This window comes from Limnohabitans sp. TEGF003, assembly GCF_055395455.1.
The window spans coordinates 1486108-1505186 of record NZ_AP029225.1 but is presented as its reverse complement, the minus strand read 5'-3'; the positions used below and the strand labels follow the sequence as shown (position 1 = coordinate 1505186).

At 54.0% G+C, this 19079-nt stretch carries 18 protein-coding genes and 3 tRNA genes; 7 read left to right on the top strand and 14 right to left on the bottom strand.

Annotation, left to right across the window (positions count from 1 at the left end; all coding sequences use genetic code 11):
- Positions 1 to 122: 122 nt before the first annotated feature.
- Positions 123 to 953: a hypothetical protein gene (locus ACZ5RT_RS07395; protein WP_464454044.1), complete on the bottom strand. Its 831-nt coding sequence runs from the start codon at positions 951 to 953 to the stop codon at positions 123 to 125.
- A gap of 137 nt (positions 954 to 1090) precedes the next feature.
- On the opposite strand from ACZ5RT_RS07395, the gene ACZ5RT_RS07390 reads away from it, so the two are divergent.
- The 5 genes from ACZ5RT_RS07390 (at position 1091) to ACZ5RT_RS07370 (ending at position 5554) form a co-directional block, all read left to right on the top strand.
- Entirely contained in the window at positions 1091 to 2416 is a 1326-nt protein-coding gene (locus tag ACZ5RT_RS07390) for a Spo0J and IME4 domain-containing protein (protein WP_464454043.1), read from the top strand.
- A complete protein-coding gene (locus tag ACZ5RT_RS07385) occupies positions 2413 to 3399 on the top strand; it encodes a hypothetical protein (protein WP_464454042.1) in 987 nt (328 codons plus the stop codon). Before ACZ5RT_RS07390 ends, ACZ5RT_RS07385 begins: the two co-directional genes overlap by 4 nt.
- A 177-nt stretch (positions 3400 to 3576) precedes the next feature.
- On the top strand, positions 3577 to 4077 hold the full coding sequence (locus ACZ5RT_RS07380; RefSeq protein WP_464454041.1) for an antirestriction protein ArdA: 501 nt from the start codon (positions 3577 to 3579) through the stop codon (positions 4075 to 4077).
- Between the two features lie 164 nt (positions 4078 to 4241).
- Entirely contained in the window at positions 4242 to 4634 is a 393-nt protein-coding gene (gene mobC / locus ACZ5RT_RS07375) for a plasmid mobilization relaxosome protein MobC (RefSeq protein ID WP_464454040.1), read from the top strand.
- The gene (locus ACZ5RT_RS07370) at positions 4631 to 5554 is read left to right on the top strand and encodes a hypothetical protein (RefSeq protein WP_464454039.1); all 924 of its coding nucleotides are present in this window, start codon (positions 4631 to 4633) and stop codon (positions 5552 to 5554) included. Before mobC ends, ACZ5RT_RS07370 begins: the two co-directional genes overlap by 4 nt.
- Positions 5555 to 5693: 139 nt before the next feature.
- On the opposite strand, the gene istB is transcribed toward ACZ5RT_RS07370, so the two are convergent.
- Both istB and istA read right to left on the bottom strand, forming a co-directional pair.
- Positions 5694 to 6446, bottom strand: a complete 753-nt coding sequence (gene istB, locus ACZ5RT_RS07365; RefSeq protein WP_108311091.1) for an IS21-like element helper ATPase IstB — start codon at positions 6444 to 6446, stop codon at positions 5694 to 5696.
- Positions 6443 to 7981 (bottom strand): IS21 family transposase, encoded by a 1539-nt coding sequence (istA, locus tag ACZ5RT_RS07360; protein WP_464454038.1) that lies wholly within the window; start codon positions 7979 to 7981, stop codon positions 6443 to 6445. Before istA ends, istB begins: the two co-directional genes overlap by 4 nt.
- Before the next feature lie 573 nt (positions 7982 to 8554).
- Here istA and ACZ5RT_RS07355 point away from each other — a divergent pair.
- Complete coding sequence (locus tag ACZ5RT_RS07355) at positions 8555 to 9298, top strand: hypothetical protein (protein WP_089957680.1); 744 nt, start codon at positions 8555 to 8557, stop codon at positions 9296 to 9298.
- Positions 9299 to 9743: 445 nt separating this feature from the next.
- Here ACZ5RT_RS07355 and qac read toward each other — a convergent pair whose 3' ends face one another.
- Together qac and ACZ5RT_RS07345 are read right to left on the bottom strand one after the other, a co-directional pair.
- Positions 9744 to 10076, bottom strand: a complete 333-nt coding sequence (gene qac / locus ACZ5RT_RS07350; RefSeq protein WP_043008326.1) for a Qac-pB8 family quaternary ammonium compound efflux SMR transporter — start codon at positions 10074 to 10076, stop codon at positions 9744 to 9746.
- Positions 10077 to 10610: a TetR/AcrR family transcriptional regulator gene (locus ACZ5RT_RS07345; protein ID WP_043008328.1), complete on the bottom strand. Its 534-nt coding sequence runs from the start codon at positions 10608 to 10610 to the stop codon at positions 10077 to 10079.
- 401 nt (positions 10611 to 11011) lie between these two features.
- On the opposite strand from ACZ5RT_RS07345, the gene ACZ5RT_RS07340 reads away from it, so the two are divergent.
- Positions 11012 to 11368, top strand: coding sequence for a hypothetical protein (locus ACZ5RT_RS07340; protein ID WP_464454037.1), 357 nt, complete (start codon positions 11012 to 11014; stop codon positions 11366 to 11368).
- Positions 11369 to 11398: 30 nt separating this feature from the next.
- Here the strand turns inward: ACZ5RT_RS07340 and ACZ5RT_RS07335 are convergent, their stop codons facing one another.
- From ACZ5RT_RS07335 to ACZ5RT_RS07295, 9 genes are all read right to left on the bottom strand, one after another.
- Positions 11399 to 13108: a site-specific integrase gene (locus ACZ5RT_RS07335; RefSeq protein ID WP_464454036.1), complete on the bottom strand. Its 1710-nt coding sequence runs from the start codon at positions 13106 to 13108 to the stop codon at positions 11399 to 11401.
- Positions 13109 to 13202: 94 nt separating this feature from the next.
- A tRNA-Asp gene (locus tag ACZ5RT_RS07330) sits at positions 13203 to 13279 on the bottom strand.
- 56 nt (positions 13280 to 13335) lie between these two features.
- A tRNA-Glu gene (locus ACZ5RT_RS07325) sits at positions 13336 to 13411 on the bottom strand.
- A 53-nt stretch (positions 13412 to 13464) separates the two neighbouring features.
- Positions 13465 to 13540 (bottom strand) — tRNA-Ala (locus ACZ5RT_RS07320).
- Positions 13541 to 13615: 75 nt separating this feature from the next.
- Positions 13616 to 15010 (bottom strand): glutamate--tRNA ligase, encoded by a 1395-nt coding sequence (gltX, locus tag ACZ5RT_RS07315; protein WP_464454035.1) that lies wholly within the window; start codon positions 15008 to 15010, stop codon positions 13616 to 13618.
- A gap of 1 nt (position 15011) precedes the next feature.
- Positions 15012 to 16223 (bottom strand): O-succinylhomoserine sulfhydrylase, encoded by a 1212-nt coding sequence (locus ACZ5RT_RS07310; RefSeq protein ID WP_464454034.1) that lies wholly within the window; start codon positions 16221 to 16223, stop codon positions 15012 to 15014.
- Between the two features lie 8 nt (positions 16224 to 16231).
- Positions 16232 to 17746: an amidophosphoribosyltransferase gene (gene purF / locus ACZ5RT_RS07305; protein ID WP_464454033.1), complete on the bottom strand. Its 1515-nt coding sequence runs from the start codon at positions 17744 to 17746 to the stop codon at positions 16232 to 16234.
- 39 nt (positions 17747 to 17785) lie between these two features.
- Entirely contained in the window at positions 17786 to 18280 is a 495-nt protein-coding gene (locus tag ACZ5RT_RS07300; RefSeq protein WP_422169513.1) for a CvpA family protein, read from the bottom strand.
- Between the two features lies 1 nt (position 18281).
- Entirely contained in the window at positions 18282 to 19070 is a 789-nt protein-coding gene (locus tag ACZ5RT_RS07295; protein WP_464454032.1) for an SPOR domain-containing protein, read from the bottom strand.
- Positions 19071 to 19079 lie beyond the last annotated feature (9 nt).

Below are 19079 nucleotides of genomic sequence, written 5' to 3'. Positions count from 1 at the left end.
TAGGGCCAACGAGGAGGAACAAGACAAACAGCCAATCTCCAGAAATCGAAGATGAAGAAACAGAAAAGAGAGGAAGAAAAACAAAAATTGGCGAAAGCCAAAAATACCGCACAAGCGCCATTTCAGAATCTGACCAGCGGCTCATCTTCCTCTGAAAACTCTCCGGATTCCAGCTTTTTCAGATAGCTGAAATAGTGCCGCTCCAGCAGTTTGCAGTATTGAATGAATTCATCGGCGATGCCGTACTCAGCAAGCACATCCGGTATGGCTGATAGGTAGAGCTCACGCATGAGGTAATTGAAGAATGGAAAATGCCTCTGCGTCAGCATGCTGTAGCGCCACAAAAGGACCATCAACGTAAGCTGCTCCAGATTGAAGGCATCCTTGTTCTGTTTGTAAATCCGGTCAACGAGATGCAGCTCATCTAACGTGCCATCGTCAACCCAGATGAAAGCCTGCTGAGTCGGTGCGATTGGAATCCACTCGATTGCATTGTTTGCGTGCTCAATGGGATCAGAGCCGTAAACCAACATCTTTTGAAATTCCTCGTGCACGCCCGATAAAACTGAACGCAGTGCATGAGCTGGACCTGCAAGCGCCACCCACAGAGGAATCGCTTGAGTCAACGTGACTTCTTCATCGCTCTGCCTGATCCTTTTTGTCAAAAAAGGGCCGACATAGAAGGCATGAGAAGTGTTTGGCATCAAGTGCGCTAGAAGCTCCTCCACCATGTGGATGGTTGGCTTTGATGGGGCTGAATTTCCTTTGGCGTAGGGCGCAAACGACTTCATATCAAAGTTAGGCGCAGTTTTCACCCCTCTACGAACGATGTCCTCATAACGAAGCGCATCAATCTTGGTGGCAACAGCATTGGGGGACTTTGCATCCAAAGCCAGAGCAATTGTCTTGTACCAAACGACCGAACACAGACGGTCCAAGAGTGAGCCAGCCATTCCTACGGTGCCTTTCTAAGTTTGTCAAGGAAGAGTGTATAGGGCCCTTCTCTTCAGGGAAAGAAAGTGGCCCAAAAGGAACAATTCCAATACCGAAAGACGCGGTGTCGTTCGGGAAAAACTAAAAAGGAAATAGTATGAAAAAACTTACCGGTGCAAAAAGCCTTGATCAATTCATCGATTTGAAACTTCTCGGTTACTACGATGAAGATGAGCACGTGGTTGACGAAAACCTCATCTCAGATGAGAGCGCAGCCAATGACAATGATTTTCTGGACGACTGGAGCACAGACAGCATCAAGCTGCCTGCCCATGCAGCAACTTCCATCTTCCCCGCAATGGGCGAATCTGAATTCCAGGAATTGAAGGCGGACATCGCCAAAAACGGTCTGCGCCAACCGATCTTGGTCTATCGCAACCAAGTGATTGATGGTCGTGAACGGATGCGCGCTTGCAGTGAGTTGGGGATCGAACCTCAATACAAAGCAGTTGATGTGACCGAAAAAACCGTTGCCGAATACATCGTCAGCATGAATTTGAAGCGCCGTCATTTGAATGACAGCCAGCGAGCAATGGTGGCAAACAGTCTTGCCCAACTTGGAAAAGGTAAGCGGGCGAATACCGCACAAGCGGTAACACAGGCTCAGGCATCGCAGATGCTGAATGTTTCGGTGGATTCAATTCAGCGTGCACGCATCGTGGAAAAAGATGGCATCCCCGCACTTGTTCAAGCTGTGGAAAACGGCAAGCTTGATGTGACGAATGCCAGCTCCATCGCCCGTTTGGACGAAGGAAAGCAAGCCATCGTTCTGGAGCTGGGTGACAAAGAAATTCTCAAGATGGCTAAGGAAATTCGCAAGTCAGCCATGTCGGACCGCCGTAAGAAGCGTATTGAGGCCATTGAGGAGAAGCGTGCCAACAACAAGCCACTTGCTGCCGAAGCCGGAACATACAACGTGATCTACGCGGACCCTGCTTGGGATTACATCAGCGAAGCGGCACTTGGCTATCCAACGATGTCACTTCAAGACATCCAAGCCATGCCTGTGAACACCATTGCATCAGAGGATGCAGTTCTTTTCCTGTGGTGCTCAGCATCGCTCATTGGTGATGCTCTCAAGGTGATTGAATCCTGGGGCTTCAACTACAAGACACATGCGATCTGGGACAAACAAAAGGCAGGTCAAGGCGCATATTTCCGCATCCAGCACGAACTTCTTTTGATCGCCACTCGCGGTGATGTGCCAGAGGTTCCGTACGAAGCACGCGAGGCATCTGTCTTTGACGATCCAACCGGTGCACCAAGCGAAAAGCCCAAACGCATCCGTGAAGTGATTGATGCCATGTATCCAGAGTTTCGCAAGATTGAGCTCTTCTGCCGAGGAACCCCAGCGATGGGCTGGGATGGCTGGGGCAATGAATGCGCCAATGACCCTGTGTTTTCAGAAAAGGAGGCAGCATGAGCACCACTATCAACACCACTGAACTTGTGAAGGCTCATGTCACCGAATTTGAGTGCGAAAGGACATGGAAGAACTTGGCTCTTCAGGAAGCATTGCTGTCAAGCGCTGAGTACACCATCAACGTGGTCGGAGTGGTTCATCGGCAGTACCCGAATCACAACGTCAAGGTTGAGATTGATCACATCGCCATCTTCAAGTCCAAAGATGCAGCAGCAGTTTTTGCTTCTCTTGCAGACGATTTCGGGTATTGGGTTATGAGCATCAGGGATGCCATTGAGTCGGAAATCACCGTCCGATTCACTCACCAGGTAAACGGGGTAACTGTCAAGAATCTTGCTTTCCATGCTTTGTGGATTGCCCGGGTTGTTCACGAGCTTGGAGGAACGTATGCAAACTGGAGGGTTCAGGAATTCAACGGATCCATCAAAGCCCCAAAAAGGCACGATCGTTGCGTCACAGGTATCAACTGGCACCAATACCGAAAAGCCTATGAGAACTACCCTTCGGTCGCTTGGAGTCTTCACCAGCCAATTGACGGCTTCAAATATGTTGAAGACCCGTTTTATGAAGATTTCTACAGCGTGCTGAAAGTGGATGCCATCCGAAAATTGATGACGAAGCTGAGAGCAGGCGATGGAAAAATTCGGTACTCACACCTTCAGCACTTTGAAGATCGGCACCTTGCTTTTGTGAAGGAGATTCTCCAGAAGTGCTACTACCAGCAGGAATGCGATCCTGTGTTTGCATCAACCGCCCTTGCCCTAGATAGGATGGGTAGGAGGAAGCTGGCAATTGAAGTGGGAGTTCATGCGATTGAAGTCGGCGAACGCTACGGAGACTTCATGTTGACCGCTAAAACCCACGATGAATTGCACAGGACAAATTTCGCGGTTGAGTTCCGGACAGAGCTGTTGTATCGCGATCTTCAATCCAACCTTGAGCATGGCAAACACTCATCGCTGGGCCCTAGGGTCAAGATCTGATCAGATGCTATTGACTTTGCTGATTTCCACGCTTTACTGAATACAAGATGCCGACTGTGGAGTTCAGCAATACACAGCCCCTCAAGGGGACATTTCGAAACACAAGGAGAGCACGCATAGACATATAGGAGGTGGAGCTATGAATATTTTTTACGCTACGAGAATGGTGGTGCACAGATGAGCAAGATCTACGTCGGCACCTATGGGAAATACAACGCAGGTTCAATCAAGGGTGAATGGTTGGACCTTGAGGATTACGCCAACAAGCAGGAATTCATTGATGCCTGCTACAAACTACATGCTGATGAGTACGACCCAGAGCTTATGTTTCAGGACTGGGAGGACATCCCATCCAGCTTCATATCTGAATGCACCCTGGACGAGCGAACATGGGACTGGATGGCTTTGGATGAGCAAGAGCGCCACACAGTCTCAGCCTATTTGGATGAAATTGACCAGAGCAGCGATGTTGAATCCGCTTTAGAGGCGTTTGACGGCGAACACGACAGTGAAGAAGACTGGGCAAGAGACTTCTGGGACCAATCGGGCATGAGTAGCGAGCTTCCCGAATTTGCCAAGAACTACATTGACTATCAGCAATTTGCGCGCGATGCCAGCCTTGGTGGTGACATCACATTCGTCAACCAAGGACGTCGTGTCAAAGTATTCAGGCGCTAACCCCTGTACTTGACTTCTGATTTTCTTCTGCTTACATGAGTAGAGGGACCCACAGCAAGGTAACCCCATCAGTGCGCTGAAATCGCTAGATGGGTACTTGCTGGGACACCCAGACCCGAACAGCACATTGGCAATGTGCGAAGCATAAGAAGAAAGGAGCGGGCATGATTATTTCAAGGCGAAAACAAAAATCAGGGCAGGCAGGCAACTGGGACACACATCCGTTTTTGCGCAGTGAACGCGTGGTGCTGAGAGTCAGTCCCGAAGAGCTTCTGACGCTTGAAAAGCATCGCAAAACACACCGCTTTGACAATCTCGCGCAATACCTACGTGCGCAAGGGCTCAAGCCCACCCCCTCCTCCACCGAGCGCAAGACATATACAGCACTGGTGGACTGCACCTACCAGCTCAACAAGATTGGGGTGAATGTCAATCAAATCGCGCGCCACTTGAACCAAGGCTCACCGCTTGATGATGAAGTGCGATTGGTTCTGGCGCAAATTCAGGAAGTCGCTCACGAGCTTCTCACACAGGCGAAAACTGGAGGTGCGAAGTGATTGTGAGGTTCTTCAATACCGGCACAGGCAATGGCGAAGCCCCTGTGAAATACCTTCTGAGCGCCCATGACCATGATGGGCAAGAGCGTGCCCACAAACCAGAGCTTTTGGAGGGCTCACCAGGACTGACGATTGAACTCATCAACGGAATCCAGCGCAAATATAAATACGCCAGTGGATGCATTGCTTTCAGGAGCACAGAACAACCCACAAGGGCTGAGCTTCTTCGCATACTGGACCAATTCAAAAAGGTTGTGGCACCGGGTCTTGAGGCAGACCAATTCAACGCCCTATTTGTGTTGCACAGGGAGCAACCCGACAAGGCTACTGGGCTTGAAGGATTTCATGTCCACTTCGTGTTGCCAATGACGTTGCTGGGTGGGCAAAACAGTAAAGGAAAAAGCTTGGCAGGCAAGCGCTGGAGCCCACATCCCCCTGGTGACCAGACCATTGAAGTGATGTCTCTTTTCACGTCCATCGTGAACCACGAAAACGGCTGGAAGCAGGTTCATGAAAAGCCCACAAGACTTGGGATGGACAGCTTTTGGAGGAAAGCCAAGCATTACACCCAGAAGCAAAAATCTGAACTCCTGCACGCGGAGGTTTTGAAGGCAGTCAAGTCAGGCACTGTCAACGACAGACGAGAGCTGATGCTGTTCATGGAAGACACGCTCGGTCTCACAGTCACAAGAGCCAGCGATAAAACGGTCTCCGTCAAGTTTCCGGGCACACCCAAGGCCATCAAGCTCAAAGGCGCTTTGTATGAGCACGAAAGCAACTACACAGAAATCAAGGCCAAACAGCAGCGCGCGATTTTCGGTGAGGAGGAATTTTCGGAGGCAAAGAAAAGGCTAGAACAACTGCTGACCATAAGAGCAGTGCACATCACAGATACACCTGCGTATTCCAGAACCTATTGACCATCCGCTCCAATCCCTCGTGACCATCACTTCCAGTCAAAGCTGACCACTCAGTCCAGCAAGTTGACCAAAGAAAAAGTATGGCGATTTGACCAGGATAGTAGTCAGACTGACATGGTCAATCTGACTACTCAGACTATCAGCTGGATTGCATTTTTTTTCGAGCCATTGTTTTTCGCATGGACTCCCCCTTCAGGGATAACCGATGCGATTGATGCACCACGCGATCCAATATCGCATCAGCCAGCGTGGGATCAGGAAAAAACCCATGCCATTGATCGGTTGGGTACTGCGTTGTGATGAGCAATGAGCCTGTGCGCATTCGACGATCAATCACATCTAACAAGAACTGCGACGCATGTTGATTCATCTCACCCAAACCCAGATCGTCAAGTATCAACAAACTTGGTTTGCTCAATGACAGCTTCAGAGCGGGCAATGAGCCATCAAGCAATGACTCTGTGATTGATCCGTAAAGATCACTGGCGCGATAGAAAAGGACTGGCATTTTCAGCCTGCACGCCTGCTGGCCAAATGCACACGCAAGCCACGTCTTACCAACACCCGTAGCGCCTTGGATGATCAAATTTTGCTGACGCCTTATCCAATCACAGCTTGCCAAAGATGCCAACTGTGCCTTGTCTAGTCCACGGTTTACCTTGTATTCAACATCCTCAAATGAAGCCAATTCAGGCATCCCTGCGCCTCGGATCAAACGCTTCAACTTTCGGGCCTCACGCTCGGATGCCTCGTGATCAACAAGCATTGCAAAGCGATCATCAAAACTGACATCATGCAATTTGGGTTGCTGAAGCTGCATGTCGTAAGCATCGGCCATTGGAACGAGCTTGAGCTCTCGAAGGCGAGTGATGGTTTGTTGCGTGCTGCTCATGCTGATTCTCCAAAATAACTAGGACCACGCAATTCACCAATGACTTTGACTTTGAGTGCTTGAGTGATAGAAAAACGTTTGTCTGCATCCTCTTTGAGGATGGATGTGATGCTGCGAAGTGAGGTGATATTCAATGGCATCGCGTAGGCGCAGACCTCTTCAAATCGGGCCTCACCGTAGTCCCTTGCGAGGTCACGCATTCGTCGTGCAGCTTTGACGCCGTTTGTGATGTCGCTTCGGTTTTCAAGTTGATGGCGAATCATCAACTCCACATTGCCACCGACATTCATCGCCCATGCCAACAATGCCCGAGGTTCGGCATCAAGCACTCGGCTGTGAATGACGGGCCGATGCTCTGGTATCGTGCTGGCATCTCCTTGTGTCTCAATTAAAGGGTGAAGGGCAACCCTTCGACCTCGGTGGAAGATTTCAATCACAGTGGATGTAAACCTGAGGTCCACGCTTTCTCGTGCTAGCGTGTGAGGCACTGAATAGAAGCGTCTTTGATGTTCGACGTGATAGTCATCTTGTACCCTGACGCTATATCGCCAATCACTCAATTCAAATGCCGTTCCAGGCAATGGCTTGAGGCTCGCTTTTTCTGTTTCCAGAAAGCGATCCAATCGACAGCCTGGTAGCCGTTTAAATGGATGGCGATTCATTTCTTCGGCCTTGATACGGAGTTCTGCATTCAACTCGGCAAGGCTGAAGAAAATGCGATCACGAAGTGAAAACAAAGCCCATCGTTGAGCGATTTGCACGCCCACTTCAGCCTTGGCTTTGTGTTTGGGCTTTCGTGCTCCCGTTGGTAGAGGTGCCGTGTCGTAATGGCTGAGGCAATCTCTGTAGGCTGGGTTGATCACCGTTCGATCCCGTTCACGCCGCCAAACGGCCGCTTTAAGGTTGTCGCTGACGACCCACTCTGGCACACCACCCAGAGCCTCGAAACAATTGGCGTGACATTTCAGCCAGTCTTTGGTGGTCTGACTTGCCGTGGCTTCGATGTACGTGTAGTTTGAGTACCCAAGCACAGCCACAAAGATTTGAGCAAAGGTCGATGGGCCACCGTTTTGATCTCGGATTTCAACGGTCCGGCCCGCAAAATCCACAAACAGCTTTTCACCTGGTCGGTGCGTGCGTCGCATCACCACATGCTGATTTTTTGTCCAAGCGCTATAGAGCATGGCAAATTGTGAGTAGCCCACCCCGTCAGGGGTGGTCTCGCGCCACTCTCGCCAAAGACGCTCTAGAGTTGCGTCGGGTCGCCGCATTTCGGTATGAATCCATTCACAATCTGGATGCGTCTTGAGTTGCGCAACAGACCGATCTTGGGTTCCAAGTGCTGCCCGCCAGGCATCATCATCTAACGGCGAAAGCTCTTGCCAACTCAAGCCAGAGGCATCCACTTGCTGTCGAAATTTTCGGATCGTGTCGTGGTGCGTCCCAGTTGTTCTTGAAATTGCTCGGTGAGCCAACGTCGGGTCATAAAAGTGCTGGCGTGCAATGTCACGCTGCAAATGAACGGGTAGCCTCATGGACTGCTCCTTTGGTCAAACGAGTGCAGGAGGCATGCACTCGGGGTGAGTTAACCCACTCCCGCCCACTTGACATGAGGGGATGCTCGACCGATACTCCAACCCACAAGGTACTACTTGATTCGGCTTCGGTCGGACGCTAGGCCCGAGGTGTCCGCCTCGGGCTTTTGCGTTTCTGGGTGGCTAGATTTAGCGTCGTTCTGGTTTTTCCCTCCTTGTTTTATTCAGCGCTAGACGTGATTCGTGCCTGCGCAAGCCAGTGGGCGACATCTCTGGTGAGTGCATAAAAACCTCGTCGATGTGGCAACGTGAACAGCGTTACGGCGACTTGACCACGGTATCTGGCTTGTCGTAGCCCCGCCACACTGGCGTGTCCCAGAGCGTTGGCCAACCGCAGGCCTCCCAGCAGTGGGCCATGGGTTTGCTCCATTTCTGTTTTCAACTTTTCAGCCAAGGTGCCTGGCTCGCATGAACTCGTGGTCATTTGTTCGGGTCTCTCTACGGTTGTCACGCAGTGTTTCCGAAAGTTAGCAATTGTGGAACCCGAACGGATAATCGGAGTTTCTGTACACCATGACCATGCCCACCTTTTTGCAACCGCCAAAGCCGGGTCGCCCCAAGCGAAATCCGATTGATGTCTTGCGCACGAAGGTCTGGTTTTATGCCGTCAAAGCCAGGTCGGGTTTGCCAAGTGCCTACGCCATTGAGTTGGCAATAGAGCCGTCCATCGTTAAACACAAAGAGGCAGGGGTGGTACGCCCGCGTAAATGGGATGGCTATCAAACGGGTTTGCGTGTCCCGCGAAGAATGGTCGGCAAGCCATATTCAGTTGATATTGCCGATCAAAACTATCCCGGTACTGCGTCCTACTTTGATTCGCCTATTTGGGCTGTGTTGCGTGGGGATCAGCTCAATCAGAGATGGATTGACGATCAGCTGAAAGCATTAGCCCCTGCTATCACGGATCTCCTGATGGTTTCAGCACCTCCAATGCTTCAGGCCATCCCGCAACCAGATCGTTTCCAGAAATTTGATGAAAAAACGGCCTATCGGTTGGCAGAAATCGGAACATTTGAAGCGTTGGTTGCGCTCATCTTGCTCGTCAAAAAATCAGAATTGATTTCCTCTCAAGAGTTACGAGAGTTGGCGCTTAACGCTTATCACCATTGCCAGTCTTGGGTGAAGGTGTTGCCAGAGATTGCGCCTATCGCACTCGATCTATTCCATGAAATTGATCTCAAGTGCAAACACTGGATCTACCCATCCCCTGAATGGCGAATGGAAGTGGTCATCTTCTCCCGTGAGATCAATCGATGACCCCTTGGTCGCACATCAAATCAAACCGACATCTGAAACTTGGGCATCTGGTCAATGGTTTTTCTCTGGACCGACCTTGGTCAACCTGGTTTTCAACCAGCGAGGCCCCCATTACCGCCGTCTTTCTTCAAGGGCCGTTGCTCCCACCCCAGCCAAAAGCAGTCTGACCATAGTCGGCTCGTTTCAAGAGCTTGACAGGCCCAGCCCGGTCAACCCACGTCTCCCAGATTGGTTTGCCGCGTTGTGCCTCAGCCATTCTTAAACGTGTTTCTGCGTGTGTGGGTTCCAAAATTAGTGTCAGTGGACAGTCAATGAGATCAATGGCTTTAACACTAACTCTTCCATGGGTTGGACGGTAGCCCCCCCCCCGCATTTAATGTCAAATTCCTATTTCGCAACACAAATTTTGTCAGTCAGCTTCCGACCCAAAGCGGGCCTTGACGATTTAGTGAGCGCCTGACTTAGAAAAGATGTTGATGACCAGCACACCGCTAACGATCAAACTCATGCCGAGAAGTGCAGGGAGGTCTAGGGTCTGCTTGTGAATGATCCACCCCACGAGTGTGATGAGCACAATCCCCGCGCCTGCCCAAATTGCGTAGGCGATGCCGGTCGGCAATGTCCTGAGGGTCATCGAGAGGAAATAGAACGCAACCATGTATCCGGCCACGACGATCAGGCTTGGCCAAAGCCGGGTAAATCCGTCTGACGACTTCATGGCAGTGGTGGCAACGACTTCTGCAACGATGGCAACAGAGAGGGGCAGATAGGGGGACATTCAAGTTCCTTCGGCTAGTTGATGAATCAAACGTTTGAGTGCTTCGCGCTCCCCTGAGGACAGGTCATAGATGCCCAAAACTTCAGAAAGCCAAAGTCCATCTGCGGCGAGACGGGCCAGTAGCTTGTTTATGTCGGTTCCGTCATGCACGCGGTCCCCGCGCACCCAATCAACCCACTTCGAATTCACTGTCCGTTCAGAGACGCATGCCGCAAGGAGAGCCTTGCCTCTCTTAGCCGAATCAGCGCAGGGACCTTGAAGGGCTATTCGGGCATACCGCCACGCAGCCGAAGCGCCGGAACCGTCGTCTGCAACTTGCGCTTGAAACTCCTCAGCCAAATGGTCGTAGAGGGCGTGCACCAGGTCTTCACGTGTCGGAAAGTGGTGTTGAACAGCGCCCTTGGTGACACCGGCAATATCGGCGACCACACCGATGGAAAGCGGGCCTCCGCTTAGAAGTTGCTGCGCGCATGCGTCGAGCAGGAGCGCCTTGACGAGTTCGGGCCGCTTCGGCCGATGGACACCTTGAGACATGGGATAATCATAACATTACGAACGCAATGTTTAGGGTATGCCCTTGCATGAGACATAGGGCAACGTCAGGTGCGCGTGACGGTTTCTTCTTTTCGTGAGCAAGAACGCTGAGGTGTTCGCAGTGCGCCAAGGACCGCTTATGGCCGATAGCTGTCGATGGTTACAACGATTGGACTAGTTGGTCACGTTGCTGGATTGATTGGTCAACATCACTGGAATACGCAACACCCAAAACAACAACAAGAAAGGAGCGTGTGTATGGACAACAATCAACCAACAGGAGGTCCACAGCAGGACCCGAGAAAGCTAATGCACGAAGTGGTATTCCTCCACTCAGAGCGTCTGAACCTCCTCACAGGGCACATAAACACACTCATGTCACAGGTGGCTTGGAGCGAAACATGCTTCAAACGCGTGGAGGACAGTGGGGTAATTCACATGGCTGGGATCATCCGAAAGATGGCAAAGGATTTGGAGATGCTTCAGATCAATCACAACAAGCTGTCCCACTTCGTCAAGACCCATATCAAAACGGATCAGGACGAGGGGGGCAATGGAGGGGGGGAAGAGCAATCACCGCTTTCAACCCACTTGCAGAAATCGCTGAGCAAATTAGGGCGCTGAGCATTCAGCTCAATGACTGTGAAGTAGGTTCACTGGAGGCAAAAGCCATCACAGACCAGTTGAACGTCCTTCAGGGCATCAGGCAGTCTCAGTATGGCGCACCCACACCAACTAAGAAAATAAAACCGCGATGACTGGGCATTTTCAGCAGCCTACGGCCCTATTCACTGTGCTCGTTGCTTGTCCAGCCTCTTGACCATATCCTGACTTTTGGCCTTGTGATTCATGATTCTTTCGCTCTTCCTGACCTCATGAGCTAGAACGGCTTTTTGCTTCTCAATGGGAGCCTTCAAGTCATCCAGTTTCAGGTGAGGGAATACCAGCTTGTCTGCAACATTGTTGAGCAAGAACTCTACGGTGTGCCTCTGGCTGTAAACACGAGAATTCACGGTGTTGTGCTCATGGCCCACAAATTGGCATCTGGTTTCCTCTGGCACCCCAGCTTGCTTGAGAAGGTCATTGGCTGTTGACCTGAATGAGTGAAACACCTTGTTCTTGCTGGTGATTTTCAGACTGTCCAGGTACTTGCCAAACCGCTCACTGGGCCTGCCACTCTTGTTCCCAAAAGTGTCGGCATTGAGATATGGAAACAGGTCCCCCCTGTAAGGCCTGACCAACTCCACATAGTCCAAAAATCCAATCTTGATGAGTGTCGGATGCAGGGGAATTTTTCTCACAGAGGCACTGTTTTTAAGGCTCTTGGACAGTTCCTCTCTTGGTCTGCTCTCTTTGCCTGATGACCTGACTGATGTTCGTTTAGCCTGAGTCTCTTCATTGATGTCAATGGTCCAAATGCCATCAACCATCTTGATGTCAGTGAGCAATAGCTGTGTGAGCTCAGAAATCCTTGCCCCTGTATGCAATCCAAGCAAGGGCAGCCAAAAGTCTGCCGGTTGCTCCAAGGCCAGCAAGCTCTCATGGTTGAAGATTTGTGCCAACTCATCATCACTGTAGGGCTTGTAGCCGTTGAGGTGATGTGACTTCTTCTGGTCCCTCTTCGTGAAAATCTTATGGCTGCTGGTTGGCAAGTCACCAGCAGGAATGGCAGAGAGGGTTTGAGCAAGCCCAAAAACACCATTGAGCACAGCCAGATATTTTTTCTGGATGACACTGGCCGTCAATCCTTCAGCCATCAAATCATCAATGAAATCTGCGATGTCCAATCTTGTGATTTGGCGAACGGCATAGGGACTGGCACTCTTTTTGGCATACAACCAGACCTCAAATTTCTTGAGCATCCGTTCGTACTCATAGTGAGTCTTGGTTGCCAACCTTCCCTTTGAGCGAGCCAGGTAGCGGCCAATCATCTCATCCAAGGTGAAGCCGGATGGCTTGTTTTTGGGCTGTTCTTCGCTGGTGCCTATTTGTTTGGTGATGTCAAATTCTTGGGGGGTGATTGCTTTGGCATCTGCACCAAGAGCTCTGGCCATCGCAAGAGCAGCATTGAGATCGGCAGGATCGTTGGGATCGGCAATCAAGGTGGAATTGCCAACGATGATTTGGAGTGAGCGAGCATCCTCAGCAGTAAGCACTGGGGATGGACGGACAGCACGGCCAGCATTGCTTAGATGCCTGCTTTTGATGTCCAGCAGGACTTTGGCGATGGCATCCCCCTTGGCAATTTCTTGCCTGAGTCGCTCATCACTTGGGTAGGTGCTCAGATCATCCAGATTGAGCTTGTTCGGGTCGTAATCTGTGCTCACTCTTGATCCCTTTAACTCTGCTGAAATATACAGTGCCTTGAGCTTGGCCTGATGTGGTTCACGGGTTCCCAAAGAGAACCGTCTCTCGTGAACACCTGACTCATTTCGCACAGTCAAACGGAAGTAGAAGACCCCATGTCTGGACTTGACCAGATAGGAAGGCAGTTTCATTGTGGTTTTCCCATGAAATGGGACACCTAAATGTGACACTGCTTGCGAGACCCAAAAGAAAAAAGCCGTTGAAAATCAACGGCTTTTTCTATTTTGGCGGAGTGGACGGGACTCGAACCCGCGACCCCCGGCGTGACAGGCCGGTATTCTAACCAACTGAACTACCACTCCTGGTAGCTGTAACTTTTGTCAAGCTGCTTGTGCAACTGACCAAGTGCTACAAAACTTGGCGACCCTACGGGGATTCGAACCCCGGTACTCACCGTGAAAGGGTGATGTCCTAGGCCTCTAGACGATAGGGTCATAACCTGGACTGTTTCTTTCGAAACTTGTTCTTGCGAACATTCTCAACACGTTGGTGGAGGTAAGCGGGATCGAACCGCTGACCTCTTGCATGCCATGCAAGCGCTCTCCCAGCTGAGCTATACCCCCTTTGGTAAAACGTCGAGCATTGCTGCTTTTTCGTTATGCCTCGTTGGTGTCGAGACTTGAATTATAGACAGAATTTCAGGCGTTTTTCAAGCGCTCCAGAATTTTTTCTCTCTGGCTCAAAGCGAGCACCGCATCGAGCGATGGTGTCTGGGCCGTGCCCATCACCAACACCCGAACAGGCATGGCGATTTGAGGCATCTTGAGGCCGGTTTCGACCAAGGTTTCCTTGATCGCCGCCGCAATGGATGCCTTGTCCCACGCACAGCTGGACAGCTTGCCCGCCAACACAGCCAAAGCAGGCTTGACCGCATCGGTCACATGCTGGGCTTTCTCTTCGGCATTGGGCACCACGTCCAAATAAAACGCCGAAATCCATTGGGCCAAAACCACCAGCGTGTCGCAGCGGTCCTTGAACAGGCCGCAAATGTTGGCCAGGCGCTCATCGGCCACCACACCCAGTTTGGCCAGGAAGGGCTGAACATGCTGGGCCAGCGCATCATCAGGCATGGCCTTGAGGTGCTGGGCATTGACCCACTTGAGCTTGGCTTCGTCAAATTGTGCGGCGCTGCGGCCCAGATGGTCCAGGTTGAACCACTCGAGGAACTGTGCACGGCTGAAGATTTCGTCGTCGCCGTGGCTCCAGCCCAGACGCGCCAGGTAGTTGACCATGGCATCGGGCAAATAGCCTTCGTCACGGTAAGCCGTGACCGCCTTGGCCCCGTTGCGCTTGCTCATCTTCTCGCCCTGCTCATTCAGCACGGTGGGCAAGTGGGCATACACCGGAGGCTCTTTGCCTAAGGCTTTGAAGATGTTGATCTGGCGCGGCGTGTTGTTCACATGGTCGTCGCCACGGATCACATGGGTGATCTGCATGTCGATGTCGTCCACCACCACGCAAAAGTTGTAGGTGGGCGTGCCGTCAGGGCGGGCGATCACCAGGTCATCGAGCTCGTCGTTGCTGATCTCGATGCGGCCTTTGACCTTGTCGTCCCAAGCGACCACACCGCCGATCGGGTTCTTGAAGCGCAGCACGGGCTTCACACCCTCGGGAATCGCGGGCAGGTTTTTGCCCTCTGCCGGACGCCAGGTGCCGTCGTAACGGGGCTTTTCCTTGTTGGCCATCTGGCGTTCGCGCAAGGCGTCGAGTTCTGCCATGCTCATGTAGCAAGGGTAGACATGGCCCGCGGCAATCAAGTCGGCCAGCACCGCTTTGTAGCGGTCCATGCGTTGCATTTGGTAGAACGGACCTTCGTCGTGGTCCAGCCCCAACCAGGCCATGCCTTCGATGATCACGTCAACAGACGCTTGCGTAGAGCGGTCCAGGTCGGTGTCTTCGATGCGCAAGATGAAGTCGCCGCCCGTGGCGCGGGCAAAGGCCCAGGGGTACAAAGCCGAGCGGATGTTGCCCAGATGAATGAAGCCCGTGGGCGATGGGGCAAAGCGGGTGCGCGTGCGTACAGAAAGGGTCATATCAGAGGGTGTCGAGACCACGGGAGAGGTCTTTTTGAATGTCTTGCGGGTATTCGAGGCCGACGGCCACGCGGATCAGGCCCTGGCCAATGCCGGCCGCTTGGCGCTGGGCTTCGGTCAGGCGGCCGTGCGAGGTGCTGGCCGGGTGGGCCACCAGGGTTTTGGTGTCCCCCAGGTTGGTCGATAAGGACAACATTTGCATCGAATCGAGCACATGGAATGCCCGTGCGCGGGCTTGCTCGGGGCCATCGGCTTTCACGTCGAAAGACAACACCGCACCGCCCAAGCCGGACATCTGGCGCATCGCCAAGTCGTGCTGCGGGTGACTGGCCAAGCCTGGGTAATGAACGCGGGCCACCGAGGGGTGCTTTTCGAGCCACTCGGCCAAAATTTGCGCACGGGCGCTCTGCGCCCGCATGCGCAGGTCCAGTGTTTCCAGCCCCTTGAGCACCACCCAGGCGTTGAAGGGCGCGAGCGTCATGCCGCCGCTTTTGAGCACCGGCAAAAACTTCTCGGTGATCATTTGCTGCGGCGCGCACAAGGCACCCGCCATCACGCGGCCCTGGCCGTCCAGGTACTTGGTGCCCGAATGCATGATGATGTCGGCCCCCATGGCCACAGGGCGTTGCAGGGCGGGCGTGGCAAAGCAATTGTCCACGGCAAACAACGCGCCTGCGTTGTGCGCCATGTCGGCCAGCGCCTGGATGTCGCACACCTCGGTCAAGGGGTTGGTGGGCGTTTCGGCAAACAACAAGCGTGTGTTCGGGCGAATGGCGGCTTGCCACTCCTTCAAGTCGGTCTGCGACACAAAGCTGGACTCCACACCGAACTTGGCCAGGTCAGAGCCAATCAGCTTGATCGTTGAGCCAAACATGGAGCGCGAGCACAGCACATGGTCGCCTGCTTTGAGCAGCCCCAGGCACATCATCAAGATGGCAGACATGCCCGAGGCCGTGCCCATGGCCGCTTCAGTGCCCTCGAGTGCGGCCAGGCGCATCTCCATGCTGGCCACGGTGGGGTTGCCGTAGCGGCCATAGGTGTAGCCTTCCTCATCGCCCGCAAATCGGGCGGCGGCGGCGGCGGCCGTGGGCTGCACATAACCGCTGGTCAGGAACAGGGCCTCGGAGTTTTCACCGTACTGGCTGCGTTCCACGGCGGCACGCACCGCCAGGGTTTCGATGTGCAGATCGTCAAATTGCTTGGCTTGCGTCATGGCTGGGCTCACTCGCTGGCGTTGGGCAAAGCCAAACGCGAATGGTCGTCGTCGCCCTCTTCCACCTGGGGGCGGGTTTGGTTCAAGCGGGTGATGTCGTCGATGGAAATGTCGCCTGTCACGTACACACCGTCGAAACAGGACGCATCAAAGTTGGACAGCGCCCCGGCAGCGTTGACACGCGCTTGGGCCACGGCGGTTTTCATGGCGTCCACGTCCTGGTAAATCAGGGCGTCGCAACCGATGATCTCGCGGATTTCTTCGATGCTGCGGCCGTGCGCCACCAACTCTTCTTTGGTAGGCATGTCAATGCCGTACACGTTGGGGTAGCGCACGGGCGGCGCGGCGCTGGCCATGTAGACCTTGCGGGCACCAGCGTCTCGCGCCATTTGCACAATCTCGCGGCTGGTGGTGCCGCGCACGATGGAATCGTCCACCAGCAGCACATTGCGACCCTTGAATTCGCTCACGATGACGTTGAGCTTTTGACGAACCGACTTCTTGCGGACCGCCTGACCCGGCATGATGAAGGTGCGGCCCACATAACGGTTTTTCACAAAACCTTCGCGGTAGGGGATACCCAGCAGGTGTGCGAGTTGCGTGGCGCTGGGGCGGCTGGACTCGGGGATTGGAATGACCACATCGATGTCGCTCGGTGGCACCGTGGAGATGACACGTTTGGCCAGGGTCTCACCCAGGTTCAGGCGGGCCTGGTAAACCGAGATGCCGTCCATGGTGGAGTCGGGTCGGGCCAGGTAGACGTATTCAAAAATGCAGGGGCTCAGCTGCGCCTTGTCGGCGCATGGCTGGGTGTGCATCTGCCCCTGCAGGTCGACAAAAATCGCCTCGCCTGGCGCCACGTCGCGTTCAAACTGGTGGCCTGTGCCGTCCAGGGCCACCGACTCGCTGGCGAGCATGACGGTACCGTCGGCACTGCGGCCCATGCACAGGGGACGAATGCCGTGCGGGTCTCGGAAAGCCACCAGACCATGGCCCGCGATCAGCGCGATCACCGCGTAAGAGCCTTTGACACGGCGGTTCACGCCGCGCACGGCCTCGAACACGTCCACCGGCTTCAGAGGCAAGCCGCGCGTGGTTTTTTCCAGCTCATGGGCCAGCACGTTGAGCAGCACCTCGGAGTCGCTCTCGGTGTTGATGTGGCGGTGGTCGTTGGAAAACAATTCGGCCTTGAGCGCGTGCGCATTGGTCAGGTTGCCGTTGTGCACCAGCACCAGGCCAAAGGGGGCGTTCACATAAAACGGCTGCGCCTCTTCTTCGCTGAAGGCGTTACCCGCTGTCGGGTAGCGCACCTGGCCCAGACCGCAGTTGCCGGGCAGACTGCGCATGTTGCGGGTGCGAAACACGTCGCGCACCATGCCCTTGGCCTTGTGCATGAAAAACTTGCGGTCCAGTTGCGTGACGATGCCTGCGGCATCCTGGCCCCGGTGCTGCAGGAGCAACAAGGCGTCGTAAATCAACTGATTGACCGGTGCGCTGCTGACAACGCCGACAATTCCACACATACTTTTAATCCGTTCAAAAATCGAACTGTCCCGAAAAACTCAGGGCAAATATTCCACAAAGGTCTGGGGCAAAAGGGGTTTCAGGCCCGTCAGGATGAGGTCCAGCCAAACCGGGCCTTGGGCCGACGTCCACCAGGTGTCACGCGCCATGCCCGTCAATTGCAGGATGACGGTCAAAGCCAACAACAGCACCAGTCCACGCGCCAAGCCGAACACACCGCCCAGCGTGCGATCGACCGGACGCAAACCGACCGTTTCCACCAACTTCTTGATCAACCAGGACAACAGGCCAGCGGCAAAGACCGTGGCCATGAAAACCACCGCAAAAGCCACCGCGTACTGCACCGATTGGGGTGCGCCCTGAATCATGGGCAGCCACCCGACCACATCGGCTGCCAGCCACTGCGCCACCACAAAAGCAGCCACCCAGCCCGCCAGGGACAACACCTCGTAGACCAGTCCGCGCCAAAGCCCCACCAGCATGGAGGCGAACAACACCCCCAACAAAACCCAATCGGTGAGGCTGACCGCCATGTCAGATCTTCAAGAAAGACACAGGCAAGTCGAGCTTGCGAATGCGGGCGGCCACCTTGTCGGCCTCTTCACGCGTTTCGAAAGGACCCACGCGGATGCGGGTCGTGCTCTTGCCGTCGCGCTCCACCACCTGGGTGTAGGTTTTCACGCCCGCTTGCTCCAGCTTGCTGCGCACTTCACGCACTTTGGCAGGATCGCTGAACGCGCCCACCTGGATCACGACGCGCCCAGCGGATGCCTTGACAGGTTGCTTACCCTCCAGCAGTGCCTGGGCCTTGTCGCCATCGTCCTTGGGCTTCACGGGTGCGGGCTTGTCGGCCTTTACAGGGGCCGCGGCAGGGGCATCCTGCTTAACCACGGGTTCTTTGTCTGGGGCTTTTGCAACAGGTGGAGCCACTTTGGCAGGCTCTGCCTGGGGGGCTGGCGCGGTGGGCGCGGGCGCAGGGACCACCTCTTCACGGGCATCCAGACTGGCTTGGGCCGTCACAGGCTCGGAGGCAGGCAGCAAAGGTTTGGCTGGGGCCTGGCTTGCGGGCACCGGGGTGCCGCTCGACAAGGGGGGTATGCTTTGCCGGTCAGGGATCACGATGGGCGTGTCCACCGCGACAGGTCGGGGCTGGGTATCGAACAGCAGGGGAAATCCCACCACGGCCACCAGCACCAGCACCACAGCCCCCATCAAACGGTGCCGCGCGCGGCGGCGAACCACTTCGATGTTTTCGTTGGGGCCGGCTGTCACCGCTTCACCCGAAGCGGTTTGACCAGGAAATCGGAACTTGAAAAAGGCCATGGCGTGGTG